17 protein-coding genes are annotated in these 15819 nt (G+C 53.0%); 1 reads left to right on the top strand and 16 read right to left on the bottom strand.

The features are described from left to right. Positions 1–47 precede the first annotated feature (47 nt). From WCY20_RS12985 to WCY20_RS13040, 12 genes are all read right to left on the bottom strand, one after another. Positions 48–470 carry an ArsC/Spx/MgsR family protein gene (locus WCY20_RS12985; protein ID WP_345975735.1) on the bottom strand — a complete coding sequence of 141 codons (423 nt, stop codon included), beginning with the start codon at positions 468–470 and terminating at the stop codon, positions 48–50. Then, a complete protein-coding gene (locus WCY20_RS12990) occupies positions 467–718 on the bottom strand; it encodes a MarR family winged helix-turn-helix transcriptional regulator (protein ID WP_345975737.1) in 252 nt (83 codons plus the stop codon). Before WCY20_RS12990 ends, WCY20_RS12985 begins: the two co-directional genes overlap by 4 nt. After that, positions 715–1431, bottom strand: coding sequence for a hypothetical protein (locus WCY20_RS12995; RefSeq protein ID WP_345975738.1), 717 nt, complete (start codon positions 1429–1431; stop codon positions 715–717). The genes WCY20_RS12990 and WCY20_RS12995 overlap by 4 nt, the downstream gene beginning before the upstream one ends. Beyond that, on the bottom strand, positions 1403–2551 hold the full coding sequence (locus tag WCY20_RS13000; protein WP_345975740.1) for a VWA-like domain-containing protein: 1149 nt from the start codon (positions 2549–2551) through the stop codon (positions 1403–1405). The genes WCY20_RS12995 and WCY20_RS13000 overlap by 29 nt, the downstream gene beginning before the upstream one ends. Further along, the gene (locus WCY20_RS13005; RefSeq protein WP_345975742.1) at positions 2532–3542 is read right to left on the bottom strand and encodes a MoxR family ATPase; all 1011 of its coding nucleotides are present in this window, start codon (positions 3540–3542) and stop codon (positions 2532–2534) included. Before WCY20_RS13005 ends, WCY20_RS13000 begins: the two co-directional genes overlap by 20 nt. Before the next feature lie 43 nt (positions 3543–3585). After that, positions 3586–3918 carry a nitrogen fixation protein NifQ gene (locus WCY20_RS13010; RefSeq protein ID WP_345975743.1) on the bottom strand — a complete coding sequence of 111 codons (333 nt, stop codon included), beginning with the start codon at positions 3916–3918 and terminating at the stop codon, positions 3586–3588. After that, the gene (locus tag WCY20_RS13015) at positions 3915–5147 is read right to left on the bottom strand and encodes an FprA family A-type flavoprotein (protein ID WP_345975744.1); all 1233 of its coding nucleotides are present in this window, start codon (positions 5145–5147) and stop codon (positions 3915–3917) included. The genes WCY20_RS13010 and WCY20_RS13015 overlap by 4 nt, the downstream gene beginning before the upstream one ends. Beyond that, positions 5144–5437, bottom strand: coding sequence for a 2Fe-2S iron-sulfur cluster-binding protein (locus tag WCY20_RS13020; RefSeq protein ID WP_345975745.1), 294 nt, complete (start codon positions 5435–5437; stop codon positions 5144–5146). Before WCY20_RS13020 ends, WCY20_RS13015 begins: the two co-directional genes overlap by 4 nt. A 936-nt stretch (positions 5438–6373) precedes the next feature. After that, positions 6374–6697, bottom strand: a complete 324-nt coding sequence (locus tag WCY20_RS13025; RefSeq protein ID WP_345975746.1) for a hypothetical protein — start codon at positions 6695–6697, stop codon at positions 6374–6376. 12 nt (positions 6698–6709) lie between these two features. Then, a complete protein-coding gene (locus WCY20_RS13030) occupies positions 6710–7942 on the bottom strand; it encodes a nitroreductase family protein (protein ID WP_345975748.1) in 1233 nt (410 codons plus the stop codon). Further along, positions 7935–8369: an ankyrin repeat domain-containing protein gene (locus WCY20_RS13035; RefSeq protein ID WP_345975750.1), complete on the bottom strand. Its 435-nt coding sequence runs from the start codon at positions 8367–8369 to the stop codon at positions 7935–7937. Before WCY20_RS13035 ends, WCY20_RS13030 begins: the two co-directional genes overlap by 8 nt. Before the next feature lie 13 nt (positions 8370–8382). Then, positions 8383–8931 carry a redoxin family protein gene (locus tag WCY20_RS13040; RefSeq protein WP_345975752.1) on the bottom strand — a complete coding sequence of 183 codons (549 nt, stop codon included), beginning with the start codon at positions 8929–8931 and terminating at the stop codon, positions 8383–8385. Between the two features lie 146 nt (positions 8932–9077). On the opposite strand from WCY20_RS13040, the gene nifA reads away from it, so the two are divergent. Further along, positions 9078–10712 carry a nif-specific transcriptional activator NifA gene (gene nifA, locus WCY20_RS13045; RefSeq protein ID WP_345975753.1) on the top strand — a complete coding sequence of 545 codons (1635 nt, stop codon included), beginning with the start codon at positions 9078–9080 and terminating at the stop codon, positions 10710–10712. 469 nt (positions 10713–11181) lie between these two features. Here nifA and nifT read toward each other — a convergent pair whose 3' ends face one another. The 4 genes from nifT to WCY20_RS13065 form a co-directional block, all read right to left on the bottom strand. Beyond that, entirely contained in the window at positions 11182–11403 is a 222-nt protein-coding gene (nifT, locus tag WCY20_RS13050; RefSeq protein WP_345975755.1) for a putative nitrogen fixation protein NifT, read from the bottom strand. Between the two features lie 525 nt (positions 11404–11928). Then, positions 11929–13590: an FAD-dependent oxidoreductase gene (locus WCY20_RS13055; RefSeq protein WP_345975757.1), complete on the bottom strand. Its 1662-nt coding sequence runs from the start codon at positions 13588–13590 to the stop codon at positions 11929–11931. Next, positions 13577–14701: an aldo/keto reductase gene (locus tag WCY20_RS13060; RefSeq protein ID WP_345975758.1), complete on the bottom strand. Its 1125-nt coding sequence runs from the start codon at positions 14699–14701 to the stop codon at positions 13577–13579. The genes WCY20_RS13055 and WCY20_RS13060 overlap by 14 nt, the downstream gene beginning before the upstream one ends. Next, the gene (locus WCY20_RS13065; RefSeq protein WP_345975760.1) at positions 14701–15672 is read right to left on the bottom strand and encodes an iron-sulfur cluster assembly scaffold protein; all 972 of its coding nucleotides are present in this window, start codon (positions 15670–15672) and stop codon (positions 14701–14703) included. The genes WCY20_RS13060 and WCY20_RS13065 overlap by 1 nt, the downstream gene beginning before the upstream one ends. Positions 15673–15819 lie beyond the last annotated feature (147 nt).

The following is a 15819-nucleotide window of genomic DNA, read 5'->3' on the forward strand; positions in this document are numbered from 1 at the left end:
TCTTTCTTCTGTAGTAATTTATCAATGCTTTCATGTTGTCTCCTTCTTTACAATTTGAATTTGATACTTTCGCAGGGAGTATGCTCGGCGGAACAAGCGGTCGTGATTTTCTGATCCAACGGCCTTTCTATCAGTGCCTCGATCTTTTTCTGTTCAAATCCGCACAGTTTTTTACCGCCGACAACCATCAGAGGTCTTTTAATAAGAATGGGATCTCGCATAAGCGTCTGCAGTGCGGCAGCCGGGCTCATCAGAGCCGGTTCGATCACGCCGTTCTTGATATCGGGGGCGCTTTGATTAAACCACTGGGTATGCGGCTTCTCCTGCAAAAAAGCATGGAGCTCATTCATCGTCAGACCGTGCTCAAGCAGGTTGCGTTCTATCACCATACAGCCGGCGTCGCGCAGACTTTTTTTCTGTTTTGCATTGGTCGCGCAGCCCGGTTTTTCGTAGAAGATGACGATCTTCATCCCAGCTCCACCATATCGATCGCCTTGTCTGTCAGGCAGTAGGTCTGAATACCGTCATCATGGAGGTTCATACACTCGCTGATGCACCCCGCATCGGAAAGGGTCTCTATCGTTGCGTCTATCACCGAAATTTCAAGCCCGAGGTATTCGGCAAGATCATAGGCATCATAGACATTGTAGTTGTCTTCGTCGCAAAGGTTGTAGATACCTTTCATAACGCTTTTTATAATAGCCGGCGTGACACTCATGTTGTCTCCTTGAGTTCATTAATCTGTTTCTGCCAGACGATCTTCTGCAGCGGATGCAAACTCGTGCGTTCCATCCATTTTTCAAACGCCTTGACAAAATGTGCTTTTACATATAAATGCAAGTTCTGTGCCTGATCGGTCAGCTGTTGCAGATAGGCCTTGGCCTCATCGACACTGAGGTTCTTGACAGGCTGCAGACGGCGTGCAAGCCCTTCGAGCAGTTTGGCATCGGCCCCTTCGCCGACAATCGCCAAAAACTTCGACGCCGCGACGGGATCGGCAAAGGTCTCGTTCCAGATACGCCCGTTGATCATCTGATCGCAGGCAAGGTCCAAAAAGACGGGATAAAGCTCCAGTACCGCCACAAGCTCTTTAAAATCGTCATCGACCATGGCACGGAACAGCATGCGGCTACGGTTACGTATCTTGACGCGCAGCCTGTCGTTGTTGACCACCTCTTCATTGACCAGGGTAAAACGCTCCAGCGCACCCAGACGGGAATGGTTAAAGGCCATGATGGCAACCATGACATTTTTGTCGCATACCTGGTCGGGATGTGAACCCGATGGGCGGTAAAATGCCCACTCCAGACGGGCTTCGTCGTCCTCATGATGCATGTAGAGTGCATCGCCTTTTGCTTCGAAATTGCCCTCTTCTTTCTCCTGCAGCGCTTCGATCTCCTCTTTATAGGTCAAAGTAAAAGACGTTTCCATAGCTTTCCAACCTTTTCATGTTTTTCTTTTCGCTGATCAGAAAGAGGGTCTCCATCGCACACGGGCCATCGATCTTGAAAAAACCGTCGCTCAGCACCATCAAGGTACTCTCCTGCGTGTTCTTCTCTCTCAGGTAGGCATCGACCGCCGCAAACTCCGTGCCGCCGTTACCTTTCGCGAATGCGATCTTCGGCGGCTTGGCGGCCTGGGCATCGTAACGCACGACGGCACTCTCATCCACCCTGTCGTCAAAAGGGACGACACAGACACTGAAATCACCGCTCATGCGCAGTACGCCGTCTATGATGCCCAGGAACTTGGAGAAGACATCGGGGCTGATACTCATGGAACGGTCCAGTGCGATGTAGAGATCGAGACGGTTCCGCTCGCGTTTATACCCGGGCAGGTAGAGCCCCTGGTGTATGAAGCGGCGGTTGGGGTTAGAAAAGTCGCTTACCTTGTCAAAAAAGCTCTCGGAGAGGTAGGTGTGGAGCAGGGTCTCAAGATCGATCTTAGGACGGGTCACCTCGCGGATCACCTCCAGAAAAGAGGCAGGAACATTGCCCTGTTTTTGTGCCGCGCCCAGGGCCTGGACGATCAGCGTATCGAGCTCTTCCTGTGCCGCTTCGGTATCCCCCTCGTTTTCGATGATGTCCTGTTTCTGCTCTTTCGGGTTCTCCTCGTCAGGGGTCCCCTCGCCCTCCTTATTCTCCTGGTAGAGCGTATTGTAGACCTCTTCAACACTTTTGTCCCGGAACTTCTCGAGCATGACCTCCTCTTCGGGACGCTCGCCGACGCGTTCAAAATCGCTCAGCAGCAGGTTGATAACAATATCGCTGCTGCGGTTCCACACCTTGCGGTCGCGGCCGGCCATGCGGAAGGGGTGCTTAAGCAGGATATGCAGCAGGATGTGGGCGTAACTGTATTTTAGATGGGCTTCATTGAGCGTCGCGGCCATGGTCTCATCTACATAGATCGCCGTACCGTCGGTCTCGAACGCCTCATGCGGGTTTGCCTGAAAATGCATCGGCAGCGAGAGGGCGAGAACGCTCAGAAAAGGATGATCAAAGAGGAACTGGACCCGTACCTTTTCGAGACGGTTAGATAATGTAGTCGCCATACTTCTCCAGCCAGCCGTCAAACGCACTGTGCGTTGCCAGCGATTCGTCCTTGACGATGACATCTTTGACAAGCATCACACCAAACTCCGTCGGCAGAGTCTCGCTGAAGGCGAAGAGGTGCTCTTTATGGAGCTCCGAACCGTTAAAATACTCGACCAGTGCCGAGACAAGCGCGTAAAGAAGCGCCGGCTGCTTGTCGATAACCGGGTAGTTTCCTTCGTAGATCGCCGCCACATCCGGCAGCTCCTCATAGACCTTGACGTAGGAAGTGAACTCGATACCGGCACTGTAGCCGATCGTACCGTAGATGATCGGGGCAATCTTGTTGATGTCGCGGCTCTTTTTAAGGATGTTCGAGAGCATATGGTAACTTCTCGGCGTCGCAAAAGCCGGATTGGCGTCATCTTCGACGACCGGCTCGGTCGAAAGAAGGTCCGGCCTGAACCCTAGAAAACCGATGATAAAGGGATGCAGATCGCTTTTGATGGCAAAGAGCTTGAAGTCCTCGAAACGGGCCTGCACATGCAGGTGGACCATACGGTTCGCCAGCGGGGTCGGCAGCCTGAAGACGACGCCCCGGTCGCTGACACGGTTACCGGCACAGAGGATACGCCAGTTTTTCGGCAGCTCATACTCCCCCATCTTCCGGTTCAGTACCAGCTGGTAGATGGCCGCCTGAACGGAAGGGGGCGCCGAGTTAAGTTCATCGAGAAAGAGTATCCCGGATGAGTTGGGATCTTTCGGAAAAAAGACCGGCGGCATCCAGACGGTCTGCTCACCTTTGATGGACGGGACCCCGCGCAGATCGACCGGGTCCATCTGCGAAAGGCGGACATCGACCAGCTCCAGGTTGTTCTTTTCGGCGATATCCGCCACGATGTACGATTTCCCGATACCCGGACTTCCGTGGATAAAAACAGGCGTGTCGCTGTCGATCAGCGTATCGAGATAAGTGTAGAGCTCGGTTGTCGAGATAGAGGGTGTGGTCATAGCATAAAACTCCGGTATGGTATTGTGCCGGCGGCTGCCGGACTCATGCGCTTAACTCCTGCATGATGCATTTAAAACAGGTGGCCTGGTCGTCGCAGGTTGCGCAGGCAGGCGCGACAGCGCCGATACAGTCGTAGAGGTATTTCTTCCAGAGCTTTTCTTTCGGTTTCTCCATCGCCAGAACCGGAAAGTTCCGCTTCATGAAACGGCCCATCTCTGTGCGGCTCTTAAAGCCGAGGTCTTCGTAGAGATGGTTCATCTCAAGCGAGGTGCGCGCCACCAGCGGAGCCAGTACGACCGCTGCAAAACCGTTGACCGCATGCGAAGCAAGCAGCATCCTGACATCTTCATACATTATTTCATGTTCTCTTTTCATAGTTCCATCTCCACCATTTTTCCCATTGTGATCTCGGCGACTTCCACGCCGAAGGCATAACACGCTTTAAGCTCCTCCTCCGTCGGGATCAGTTTGATCTTCAACGGTTCGACCGGCAGCCTGAACTTCAGCCAGCGCATCCGGTCATGCAGCATCTCCGGCGCCTCTCCTGTCCAGCCGTAGGAGCCGAATGTCGCCCCCACCTTGCCGCTGCTCTCAAGATAGGCCATACAGGCAAGCAGGTCCCAGGCCGGTTTGACCGCATCGCCGTTGATGGTGGGCGAGCCGACCATGACGGCGTCGGACTCTTCGAGCAGGTCGATCATGTTCTGTTCGTCCAGGGAGGCAAGATCATACATGCTCGGGACGATCCCCTCAATGGAGTCCGCCCCCTCCATGATCTTCTCGGCCATCATGTGGGTATTCTCATAGCTGGACATGTAAAAGACCGAGAGCATCTTTTTGCCGAACTCATGTTTTCTGAACTTGGCTTCACTGCTCCACTGGGCATATTCATTGATGTAGAACTCCGGATTGGTACGTAAAACAGGGCCGTGCAGCGGTGCAATAGTCGCAATATCAAACTGCTGGTAGAGCTTGAGTGCCTGCAGGACATACTGCTTGAAAGGGCGCATGATATGGTCGTAATAGTATTTGAAGGCGTAGCTGAAATCGCCCACCTTGTCATCAAAAAGACGCTCATCATAATAGTGGCTGCCGAAGACATCCCCGCTGAACAGGATCTTCTCTTCGTGCAGGTAGGAGCTCATGGTGTCGGGCCAGTGTAAAAACGGGGTACTTAAAAACTCGATGGTCCTGTCACCCAGCGAGATGGTTCTGCCTGTATTGGCCACTTCAAAGGGGATCTCTTTTTTGATCAGACCCTTGAGCATCATCACCGCGCGTCCCGAAATGATGAGTTTCGCTTCCGGCGCGCGTTCCATCAGCTCCAGCAGCGCGCCGGAATGGTCCGGCTCGAGGTGGTGCAGCACGATATACTTGATCTCCTCATAGTCGCAGAGCAGTTCAAGCCGCTTGAAGAACACCTCGGAGAACTCTTTTTTGACGGTATCCATCACGGCGACGCCTTCGCTGCCGCGGACCAGATAGGCGTTGTAGGAGCTGCCGTTGGCCGTTTTCATGATGATATCAAAGGTCCGGATCCTCGGATCGAAGGCCCCGATAAAATGGACGCTGGGTGCGATCTCCGTAATAGCCCCTATCTTCATAGCCCGTACGAGATCTCGATCTCGCCCTCTTCGCAGCGTACTTCGCATTGGCACATAAGGCGCAGCTCTCTGACATTGCCGCCGAGAATCCCGAGTATATGCAGCTCTTTATCGCTTTTCGTATTCAATTTGTCCATCCCCGATGTCACATGGGCGATGCAGGTTCCGCAGTCACCGACCCGGCATCCGAACTCCATCGCTGCGCCGGACTTCAGTGCCACCTGACGCATGGTTGTCCCAAGAGGAACTTTGACCTTGATGTTGTCATTTTTTAAAAAAACCGTAACCATTAAAGACATCCTCGTTATGCAGATATGAATGCATTTTTTGTTCTATTAGCAGTTTTTTATGCTTGTGGGGATGATTTTTACGATATTTGATGATAAAGAGTCCTTGCTCACTTGTAATTTTGACTGTTCAACTTTTTTTGAATGTTTTTGAATAGAGGTTATGTCACTTTTTACGATTCGTCATTTTCGGAGAAACATCGCTATGCGAGCGGTACCCTTGTTTTCACAGAAATGTCAGCAAGCTGAGCGTTATACTCATTTTGGTGACTCTCTGTATTGTGCTGTTGGCACTTAAGTACCGCCCTGCATTACACTTTAGTGTTTTATTCTTTTGTTAGCCCAACTTCTTTTGAATGTTTTTGAATAGAGGTTATGTCACTTCTGCCGGAATTAATGCTCTGACGCATCACAACATCAACTTCTCTGACATTCTATATTGTGTAGAAAATCTGATGTTACGTGCAATGAGGCGTAGCCGAATTGTAAAAGCGTAAGCTTTTAGTCTCAAATAGATGCGTCACCCCCTGGCTCTTTTTCGAAAAATCTGCAGAACTGACTGGAACTCTCTTTTTCACGTTAAGAAAATCACTTTGTCTGAGCGTAGCGAGTTAGGGATTTTTAGTGAAAAAGAGAGTGTAAGGAAGGTACCCGGTAGCCTGTCGGGCCGTGACCAAAGGAAATGCCCTCAGGTAAAGCCTTTTCGAGAGCTTTTTTGTTTCTTTTTTTGCGGAAAAAAAAAGAAAAAGTATGGTCGATAAAGCTCATGACTTTTGACATCGTCGTCACAATATATCTAAGTTACCAACTTCTTTTGAATGTTTTTTGATAGTAGTGTTATCAGTTTTACGACTCAGAATTTTCAGAGAAACATCCCTTCGGGAACGGTACTCTTGTTTTGTGTAAAAGTTTATAGTTCGTCACAAGTGTCGTAACGAATCAGCTTCTCCGCCCGTACATCAGACGGAGGTAGTCATGAATATCGCTCAGGAAAAACCTCCGGTTGTCCCGCTCTTCGAAATGGCCTACCCAGCCGGCATCACCCTCGAGGACCTTCCGGCTCGGACGGACAAACTCGTTATAGGGCAGTTCTGCCTTAAGCGTACCGCAATTGTTGATCGCATCGACCACCGCATCGAACAGCGTGTCGAGACTCTCCACATCATCACCCAGATAAAGGTTACCGTCTTTCTGAAAAAAACGGTAGATATTCAATATTTTCAGGGCCTCTTTATTCTCATCTTTTTTCATTTTAACATTCACGAAAACAACTCCTTATGTTCTTTCGACTCCTAATACACCCACATAGACAATAGCCTGCTGCGTACCCAGGAAGGTCTGCAGCTTCTTGTCGTAAAAAGCCCCTATCCCGGTAAAACCGGCATCCATGGCGGCGGCCTCGAGATAGAGGCGCTGCGCGAACAGCCCCGCAGAGATCAATTCGCCCGAGCCGAAGGTTTCGGCCGTAAACACCATGATGACCGCGCCATCTTTGACAAAACGCTGATCGACCAGCAGTGCCGCCGCACGATCGGCGAAATCGCCCTCTTTGAGCAATTCGCCCTCTTTGTAGACCCCTTTATTAAGGCTCTTGCTTTGCAGCACGACGGCGAAACTCTCCAGCGGCTTTGGCGGTTGCATCAGACAATGCATAAAGTGTTCAAACTGCGCTGTTTCAAGTGGTTCCGGTGAGAAAAGGCGGGCCGAACGCCGCTTTATGATGCTCGTTTCATCAACGACCGGCATCGTGATGTCACTGCGGCTCGCAAAGGGAGGTTCCTCTGCTATCTGCAGCGCTATCGTCCCTTTCGTATCGCAATAATCCGTCGGGGCGACCTCCATCAGTCCCCCCTTCATCGCTTCGGCGTCCCGCTCCGTCTCTTGGCCGATCGCGACCGCCGCGGCAGCAAACTCCTGCCCGCCGAACCCCATCGTGCGGTTAAGACAATCGGCGTCGAAACCCGACAATATTGTCGCGGTGTGTCCGCCGACGGCTGCCGAGGCACAGACGGCACCCACCTGGTGCCCGGCATCCATATAGCAGTAACGCAGTGCCCGGTCGCCGTATTTCCACTCCGAACGAAACGGGACAACACTGACGACAAAGAGCATCCCCTCAAACCTCTTCTGCATACCGAGCGCCGGTTCCAGACCGTCGCGTTCGATCTCGCGTATCAGTACCATGGCGTTAGCACCGGCATCGACATGATAGATACCGCTCAGAACCCCTTTGACACCGCGAATCTGGACATAGAGCTCAACGGGATGGAGATTCCCGGCAGAGGGGGTGTTGAGCCGGAGATAAGGCTTGCTGCCGACAACACCCTCAAAGGTGACCATGCGCGATAGTTCCGCCCTGCGCAACGCCGGATTGGTACCGAAAGGATAACGGAAGAGAAACTCGGGATAGTGTTTAAAAACGGAGGGCTGGGACGCCCAGTCGATGTAGCCGCTGAGGCGTGCTACCCGCATAGGCGTCAGCGCCGTGGCGTCGTAGGCCTCATGCATGCCGCAGCTGTCTGAAGACAGTACGGTTGACCGCATAATCGATGGCAGAGAAGCCGTCGACGTTCTCTAGGCTTTTGTTCGCACCGAGGGCGATCAGCATTTTCACGCTGTTGAGCTTAGAGGCTGAGACCGCATACATCAGAGCCGTCTCCCCCTCTTCATTGACATCGTCAATGTCGGCGCCCGCCTCGACAAGCATCCTGATAATAGCAGGGTTGTCCGCATAGCAGGCGTTGAACAGTACCCCATTGTAATCGTTGTTGACCGCATAGAGATCGACGCCGGCGGCAATGAAGAGGGCAACCATCTTTTCGTCGCCCTCGAGTGCCGCCTGCAGCAATGGGGTATTGCCGTTAAAACCGCGCGATTCGATATCGTCGACCGCGAAACCGCGCTCTTTCAACCAACTGTTGGATCTGTCAACCATAAGAGACTCCTTATTAAACAGACATCCACTCTTCGTGGGTGTGGCCAGTCTTCTTTTCACTGATAAGCTTGTCAACCACCTCGATACACGCCTCGTAATCGACTTCATCAACAACCTCCGGTACCAGCTCTTTGTACGCTACCAGACCGTCACGGTCGATAACGTAGACCGCACGGGCAAGCCTGTCTTTGAGTTTGCCTTCCGATATAAGAAGACCGTATTTTTTGGCAAAGTTACGGTCCGTATCCACCACCAACTCCGCACCGTCAATTCCCTCGGTCGCAGCGTACTCTTTGACAAAGTCGATATCGTCCGTCGTGATCATCACCGTCGAAAGTTTCTTATACTTTTTGACCAGATCATTAAACTTTTTCGCCCCGAGGGAACAGACCTCTGTCTTGAGCGACGGTATCGCGATCAACAGTTGTGTCGTCGGCGCGATCATGCCGATCACGTTTTTTGTACCGTCAAGTTTTGTAATACGTGCTGCCGGAGCCTCCGAACCTATCTTCACCTCTTTGCCCAACAGGGGCGTCGGCGTTCCGTGTACTGTTATCTGCATAATTACCTCGTTATCATAATATTTACATACCGATATGCATAAACCGTACCTGACAGTGTGGGTGATATTGGCTATTTTTTATACACTTTCCAGCGCCAAAATATACCACACAGGTATATACTTTCAGGATATTAATGGGAGACCGCATGATGAATAGAATCAATATTCCCGACAATCCGGAGTGTCAAACCTGCTCGCTCACCTTTGCCTATAAAGAGATCGAACTCCTTTATGAGATCGCAGTGGAACTGGCCAGTACGACAGACATCGAGGGGACAATCGAACAGGGGATGCGCCTGCTGAAACGCCACGGTTACCTTGACCGCTGCGCCCTCTTCATTCTAAACGACGACAAAACCGCACTGGAGCTTTTCGCTTCCATCGACCTCTCCCAGCAGCAGCGGATGATGGCTGTCTATAAACTGGGGGAAGGGGCGACGGGCCTCGCCGCGCAGAGCGCCGAACCGGTGGTGATTGAGAATATCCACAACAACATCAACTACCTGAACAAAATGGGCAGTATCAACACCACCTCAGTCTCCTACATCGCGGTACCCCTGCTTCAGGACGACGGCGTCATCGGGGTCATCTCGGCCAACATCGGGGCCAATGCGCCGCTCAATTTCGACGATATCGTCCGCATGCTGACCATCGTCGGTTCCCTCTTTGCCGGCACACTGGCCACCCAGCGCCGTTTCGCCAAAGAGAAGGAGGAGCTGACCGAGCTCAAGACCTACTACCGCGACGAACTGCTCAGCGATCACAAGTTCGAGAACATCATCGGTAGAAGCACCAAGATGCAGCAGGTCTTCAGCATGCTCGAGACCGTCGCCCCGAGCGATGCGACCATTCTTGTTCGCGGAGAGACCGGAACCGGTAAGGAGCTGATCGCGACGGCGGTCCACAACCTCAGCCAGCGCAAAAACGGCCCCTTCATCAAGCTCAACTGTGCCGCCATCAGCGAGACCCTGCTCGAAAGCGAGCTTTTCGGACACGAGAAAGGGGCCTTTACCGATGCCAAAGAGACCCGCAAGGGGCGGTTTGAGCTCGCCGACGGCGGAACACTCTTTCTCGACGAGATCGGCGATATCACACCGGCTCTCCAGGTCAAGCTGCTGCGTATCCTACAGGAGCAGGAGTTCGAACGCGTCGGCGGGACCAAGACCATCAAGACCAATGTCCGCCTGGTCGCCGCGACCAACCGCAACCTCGAAGAGATGGTCAAAAAAGGGGAGTTCCGCGAGGATCTTTTCTACCGTCTCAACGTCATCCCTATCAACCTTCCGCCGCTGCGCGAACGTTATGAAGATGTCAAACTGCTCGTCGAACACTACCTGCGCAAGTTCATGAAAGAGCACCGCAAACAGATGAGCCTCTCCAAACCGGCTTTGGAGCTGCTGCTTGACTACCCTTGGCCGGGAAATATCCGTGAGCTGCAAAACACCATGGAGCGCATCGTCCTGATCTGTCCCGAAGGGGAGATCATGCCGGAGATGCTAAACCATGTCCTACCGTTCAATTATCAGAAGATGTCCATGCCGCAGCAGGCGGCACCTCAGGCACCGGCAGCGGCCGAACCGACTCCGCCGCCCGCGGCACCGCAGGCGGCCGAACAACCGGCCCCGATGATGACCAAGGCCAGCCTCAAGGAGATGGAGAAAGAGTCCATCATCCAGGCGCTGATCGACAACCGCGGCATCCAGACCAAAGCGGCGGCCCAGCTCGGCATGACGGCACGCCAGATCGGCTACAAGATACGAAAGTACAATATCGAACTCTAGAACAACGTTTGCACACTCTTTGAAAAACAAGAGGAGCAGACCATGTCACTTTTTTACTACACCAAACCGGATACAAACCTGAAAGCGGATTTTCACTGCTGCACCCTGGGTGCGCCTCTCGCCTATTACGAGAGACCTGCCGCACTCTTCTACGGACTCTAGCGACCCACTGCCGTCGCGCCGGTTCGATCGTGAATATCTTCCCCCGCTGCATGTTTAGACCGCAGCACAGTTCAGAGCTAAAAACAGAGCGTGCTTTTAATTGAAAGCCCTCTGCGACAACTAAACAGTTAAAAGCCGTAAAGACGCTAAAATACAGCAATTTTCCGCTCTCACTTCACGCCGTTTTACACCCGGATTTCGATTATGTATAGATCATGAAAACGATAAAGAAGCGGCGTTGAACACGGATCTTGTATCGATTCGCGGGCATCAGCTTCAGAGCATGGGATCCGGGTCTGCAGGGCCTTTAGTCGTCACCGCGGCTGATGATCTTCGCATTGACCTCGTTTGGAAGCTTCTTCGCACCGGGGGCGATAAACCAGACATCTCCGTTGGTCAGGGTCACATTGCCGCCCCACTTTTCATCCGTGTCGAACTCAAGATCCGAAATGATCTCTTCCATATCTCTCTTTGCGATGTAAAAAAGGGTCTTACCCTCGTCATTCACGCGTAACATTACTTTTGCCATTGTTTATCCTTTTTTATTTATTTACACGCTAAAGGAGCAGAGCCCCTTTAGCTTCGCTGGCCGCTGTGGCACTGAAGCTTGCCCCTTTCGGGGCAGAACACGCTAAAGGAGCAGAGCCCCTTTAGCTTCGCTGGCCGCTGTGGCACTGAAGCTTGCCCCTTTCGGGGCAGAACACGCTAAAGGAGCAGAGCCCCTTTAGCTTCGCTGGCCGCTGTGGCACTGAAGCTTGCCCCTTTCGGGGCAGAACACGCTAAAGGAGCAGAGCCCCTTTAGCTTCGCTGGCCGCTGTGGCACTGAAGCTTGCCCCTTTCGGGGCAGAACACGCTAAAGGAGCAGAGCCCCTTTAGCTTCGCTGGCCGCTGTGGCACTGAAGCTTGCCCCTTTCGGGGCAGAACACGCTAAAGGAGCAGAGCCCCTTTAGCTTCGCTGGCCGCTGTGGCACTGAAGCTTGCCCCCCTTTCGGGGCAGAACACGCTAAAGAAACCCGAAGCCGCTGTAGCGCTGAAACTTGCCGCAACCGCATCGCTATACCATGCCCAACGCTTTTTTGACGTTATGCCATATGTTGATCGGCGAAGCGTTTTCGAAGGTCACTTTCATGTAGTTGTGCCGCAGCTGCTCGATATATGACGCCGAATCAAAAAGCTTATCGTCGCGCGTCGGGTAGTCTTCGCGGAAATGGACCCCCCTGCTCTCCTTGCGCTGCATCGCGGCCACGACCATCGCTTCGGCGATGTAGAGTGCATTCTGAAACTCCAGTATGGAGGGAAGCTCCACATTGTTATGACGCTCCTTGTTGACGCAGTGAAGGCCGTAGTTGCGTTTCATCAGGTAGTGAATGTATTCCAGCGCCGTCGAGAGGGAGCCTTCGCTGCGGTAGACACCCGCATTGCGAAAGAGCGACTCCCCCAGATTTTTGCGCATCGCGTTGATGTTGAAGAGGCTTTCGCCCTCTATGATCAGTTCGACGCGACGCATCTCACGGTCGACGTCGGCATAATCGATAGGCTGGAAATCTCGCTTGCCTGCCACCCGGCCCGCTTCCCTGCCGGCAAGACGCCCGAAATAGGCTCCCTCAAGCAGGGAGTTTCCTCCGAGACGGTTGGCACCGTGCACCCCGGTCACCGCACATTCGCCGCAGGCGAAGATGTAGGGGATATCGGTCGAGGTGTCTTCTCTGGTCCAGATGCCGCCGATGGAGTAGTGGGCCGATGGCGTGATCTCCAGCAGCTCTTTTGTGATGTCTACCCCGGCAGCGTTCAGTGCCATCTTTTGCGCGGAAGGAAGTTTCTCCTCAATCGTCTTGACGTCGAGATGACGGAAATCGAGGTAGACCTTGTGCCCTCTCAATATATGCGAGGTGATCTCGCGGGAGAGCTTGTCCCGGGTCTGAAGCTCGTCGGTAAAACGTTTGCCCATCTCATCGACCAGGTAGGCCCCCTCCCCACGCGCCGCCTCGCTGATCAGGGCGCCGGTACCCGCAAGGGTGGTCGGATGGAACTGCACAAACTCCATATTGCTCAGCCGCATCCCCGCACGCAGGGCCGCCGCAACAACGTCACCCGAACTCTCCTGAGAGTTCGTGCTGTGCCCGCGGAATATGCCGGCATACCCACCCCCGGCGAGGACCAGTGCCTTGCAGGCAAGAGCAATCACCTGCGTGTCGCGCCGGCGCAGCACCGTCACGCCGGATAGCTTCCCATCATACTGGGCAATATTAAGGAACATGTGGTTCGAAAGAATATGTACCCCGGCATTGCGGCATTCCATCAGAAGCGTCTGCACAATAGATGCCCCCGTACGGTCGGCGATATAACAGGTACGGTTCGCACTGGCACCGCCGAAAGGACGCTGCTGCAGATTGCCCTCGGCATCTTCGTCAAAACCGACCCCCATCTTCCGCAGTTCAGCGACGATATTCGGCGCTTCCAGACACATCTTCTCGATGTTCTGACGATGGGAAAGACCGTCGGAACCGCCGACCGTATCACTGATATGGCGTGCGACAGAGTCATACTCGGCCATATTGATGACCGCATTGATACCCCCCGAAGCGACCGCCGAATTGGAACGGAAGGGGTTGCTTTTGGTCAGGACAGCAACGTTGAACCCCGCCTTTTTGGCATAGAGCGCCGCATAGAGCCCGGAGATGCCGCTGCCGACGACGATGACGTCATACAGCATCATTGGTCCCGAACAGCTTTGCTACATTATCAGGTTTCGAATTCGGCAGATAGGCCAGCATCAGGTTGTCTTCGACGTGCTGCGGGTCGACTGCTCCGAAAAGGGCACTCACGACGTGGCCCATACGCGCGAACTGCAGGGCGCTCGCAAGGTCGTTCAAATCGCTTGTCCCCAGCAACTCTCCGACTTTGGGATCAAACCTGCTTTTAAAGATGTTGGTCTGCAGCAGCGATGACGACCCCATCATTTTCAGACCGTAGCCGTGCGCCGCCTGCATCAGGGTGTAATAGCGGCCGTCCGGCCCTTTTTGATTGCTGTAGCTGCGGGCCTCCGTCTTGGCGATGTTGTACGGCGACTGAATATACTTGAAATGGTGCCCTTTGCCGCCTACCTCTTCGGCAATGGCGACCATGTCTTTCAGACTCAGGTACTCCGTATGGCTCTCGTCGTACAGAAAGCCGTTCCAGCTGGCGATGCCGTAGTGACGGATCTTCCCCTCTTCGACCAGTTTTTCAAAGAGTTCAAACGCTTTTTTGATCCGCTTTTTCAGGGTCTTGTACTCCACGTAGCCCAGCTGCATTTCGGGGTTGTGCAGAAAAAAGACGTCTATCGTCTCAAGCTGGAGGTTTTTGAGCGACTGTTCGACGCTCCAGCGCAGATAGGCCGGGGTGATACAGTGCTGGTCGACGATGACCTCCTCTTTTGTCGCAAGCCCCGGAGTCAGGACATGATCTTCTATCCATTGGTAGGGGTTTTCCGGGAAAGGGAAATCCAGGGGCAGGAACCCCGCTTTCGAAGTGACGACAAGCTGCTCGCGGACGGCACTGCCTTCGGAAAAAAGTTCCTTCAGCGCTTCGCCGATCTCGCGTTCGCTTGTCTGATAGCGGTAGTTTATGGCGGTATCGATTAGATTGATGCCGTTGAGTACGGCCGTTTTGACAGCGTCTTTATAGTTTACGATGTAGTTCTCTTCGCGGTAAGGCTCTTTGCGAAAAGTACCCAGCCCTAATGATGAGACAAAGACATCGCCGTCGAAACGGTAGAAATCCCTGCTGTATTTCGGGAACTGTTTCAGGTAGCTGAAGGTTCCCTCTTTCGTCGCATACTCTTTCATTAGGTTACGATCACCTTGATCGGCGCCTTGAGTTTGAATTTCAACATATCTTCGATACCGGCAAGGGTCGTCGTCGTGTTCATCGAACAGCTCATACATTCGCCCTGGTACTTGATGAGCACCTCGAAGATGCCATCCGTCTCTTTGATATCGATCAACTCGACGTCACCGCCGTCGGCTTTGAGCGTCGGACGGATATACTCTTCCAGGATGGATTCCACCGCTTTGATCTTCTGAACGAGACCCATGGAGTCAAAGGTACCGTCGCCCTTGGCTTCGATGATCTTGCGCGACTTCTCTTCCGCTTCCAGCGCTTCGGCCACTTCGGCCAACAGATCGACCAGGTAGACATCTTTCGCTTCGTGGCCGCCCGGCTTGATGCACGATTTACAGAAACCGCCCGCTTTGGTGTAGTCGGTGATCTCTTCGATGGTGCTCAGCTTGTTGAGCTTGATGACCTCTTTTAACGTGTCCTGCGAGACACGGGCACATTCACAGATGATGAATTCCGATTCGAGGCTCTCCATATCGACACCCATATACATAGAGGCCGCTTTTTTGATGACATCGTACGCCATAACCGAACAGTGCATCTTCTGACCCGGTACCGCCGGCACATCTTCGTTGTCCCGCAGAGCCTTTTCGACGTCGATGTTGGTGATCTTGAGTGCCTCTTCGACCGTTTTGTCCATGCAGAGCTCTGCCATCATATCCGATGAGGCGATCGCCGTACCGCAGCCGAAGCTTTTGAACTTGCTCTTTTTGATCACATCGCTTTTAGGATCGATCAGCCAGTAGAGACGCACCGCATCCCCGCAGCTCTCTGCACCGAAGTCGGCGATGATAAGTTTGTTATCACCCGCCTCTTCTTCAGTGATCTCGCCCATGTGCATAGGCGCGTCCATTCTTCTCTGTACCTCTTGCGAATACTCTTCCCAGAGCGCTCCGCCGATTAAATCATCTCTTGCCATAATGTCACTCTCCAATATAGTACTTTTAGCTGATAATGCAATTGCCGTTCTTGCTCTTTTCCCAAAAAGCGCCACATTTTTGTTGCAACACGTCAAGAACGACAAAATCGTCTTTTTGTTTCATAAAGTAGAACGCCTTATGCATAC

Source organism: Sulfurimonas sp. HSL3-7, from assembly GCF_039645985.1.
GTDB lineage: Bacteria > Campylobacterota > Campylobacteria > Campylobacterales > Sulfurimonadaceae > Sulfonitrofixus > Sulfonitrofixus jiaomeiensis.

Coding starts and splice junctions, on each gene's coding strand:
- WCY20_RS12990 (WP_345975737.1), bottom strand. CDS start 718: ATGAGTGTCACGCCGGCTATTATAAAAAGCGTTATGAAAGGTATCTAC.
- WCY20_RS13055 (WP_345975757.1), bottom strand. CDS start 13,590: ATGATGCTGTATGACGTCATCGTCGTCGGCAGCGGCATCTCCGGGCTC.
- WCY20_RS12985 (WP_345975735.1), bottom strand. CDS start 470: ATGAAGATCGTCATCTTCTACGAAAAACCGGGCTGCGCGACCAATGCA.
- WCY20_RS13035 (WP_345975750.1), bottom strand. CDS start 8,369: ATGGTTGACAGATCCAACAGTTGGTTGAAAGAGCGCGGTTTCGCGGTC.
- WCY20_RS13020 (WP_345975745.1), bottom strand. CDS start 5,437: ATGGTTACGGTTTTTTTAAAAAATGACAACATCAAGGTCAAAGTTCCT.
- WCY20_RS13040 (WP_345975752.1), bottom strand. CDS start 8,931: ATGCAGATAACAGTACACGGAACGCCGACGCCCCTGTTGGGCAAAGAG.
- nifA (WP_345975753.1), top strand. CDS start 9,078: ATGATGAATAGAATCAATATTCCCGACAATCCGGAGTGTCAAACCTGC.
- WCY20_RS12995 (WP_345975738.1), bottom strand. CDS start 1,431: ATGGAAACGTCTTTTACTTTGACCTATAAAGAGGAGATCGAAGCGCTG.
- nifT (WP_345975755.1), bottom strand. CDS start 11,403: ATGGCAAAAGTAATGTTACGCGTGAATGACGAGGGTAAGACCCTTTTT.
- WCY20_RS13000 (WP_345975740.1), bottom strand. CDS start 2,551: ATGGCGACTACATTATCTAACCGTCTCGAAAAGGTACGGGTCCAGTTC.
- WCY20_RS13010 (WP_345975743.1), bottom strand. CDS start 3,918: ATGAAAAGAGAACATGAAATAATGTATGAAGATGTCAGGATGCTGCTT.
- WCY20_RS13005 (WP_345975742.1), bottom strand. CDS start 3,542: ATGACCACACCCTCTATCTCGACAACCGAGCTCTACACTTATCTCGAT.
- WCY20_RS13030 (WP_345975748.1), bottom strand. CDS start 7,942: ATGCATGAGGCCTACGACGCCACGGCGCTGACGCCTATGCGGGTAGCA.
- WCY20_RS13065 (WP_345975760.1), bottom strand. CDS start 15,672: ATGGCAAGAGATGATTTAATCGGCGGAGCGCTCTGGGAAGAGTATTCG.
- WCY20_RS13060 (WP_345975758.1), bottom strand. CDS start 14,701: ATGAAAGAGTATGCGACGAAAGAGGGAACCTTCAGCTACCTGAAACAG.
- WCY20_RS13015 (WP_345975744.1), bottom strand. CDS start 5,147: ATGAAGATAGGGGCTATTACGGAGATCGCACCCAGCGTCCATTTTATC.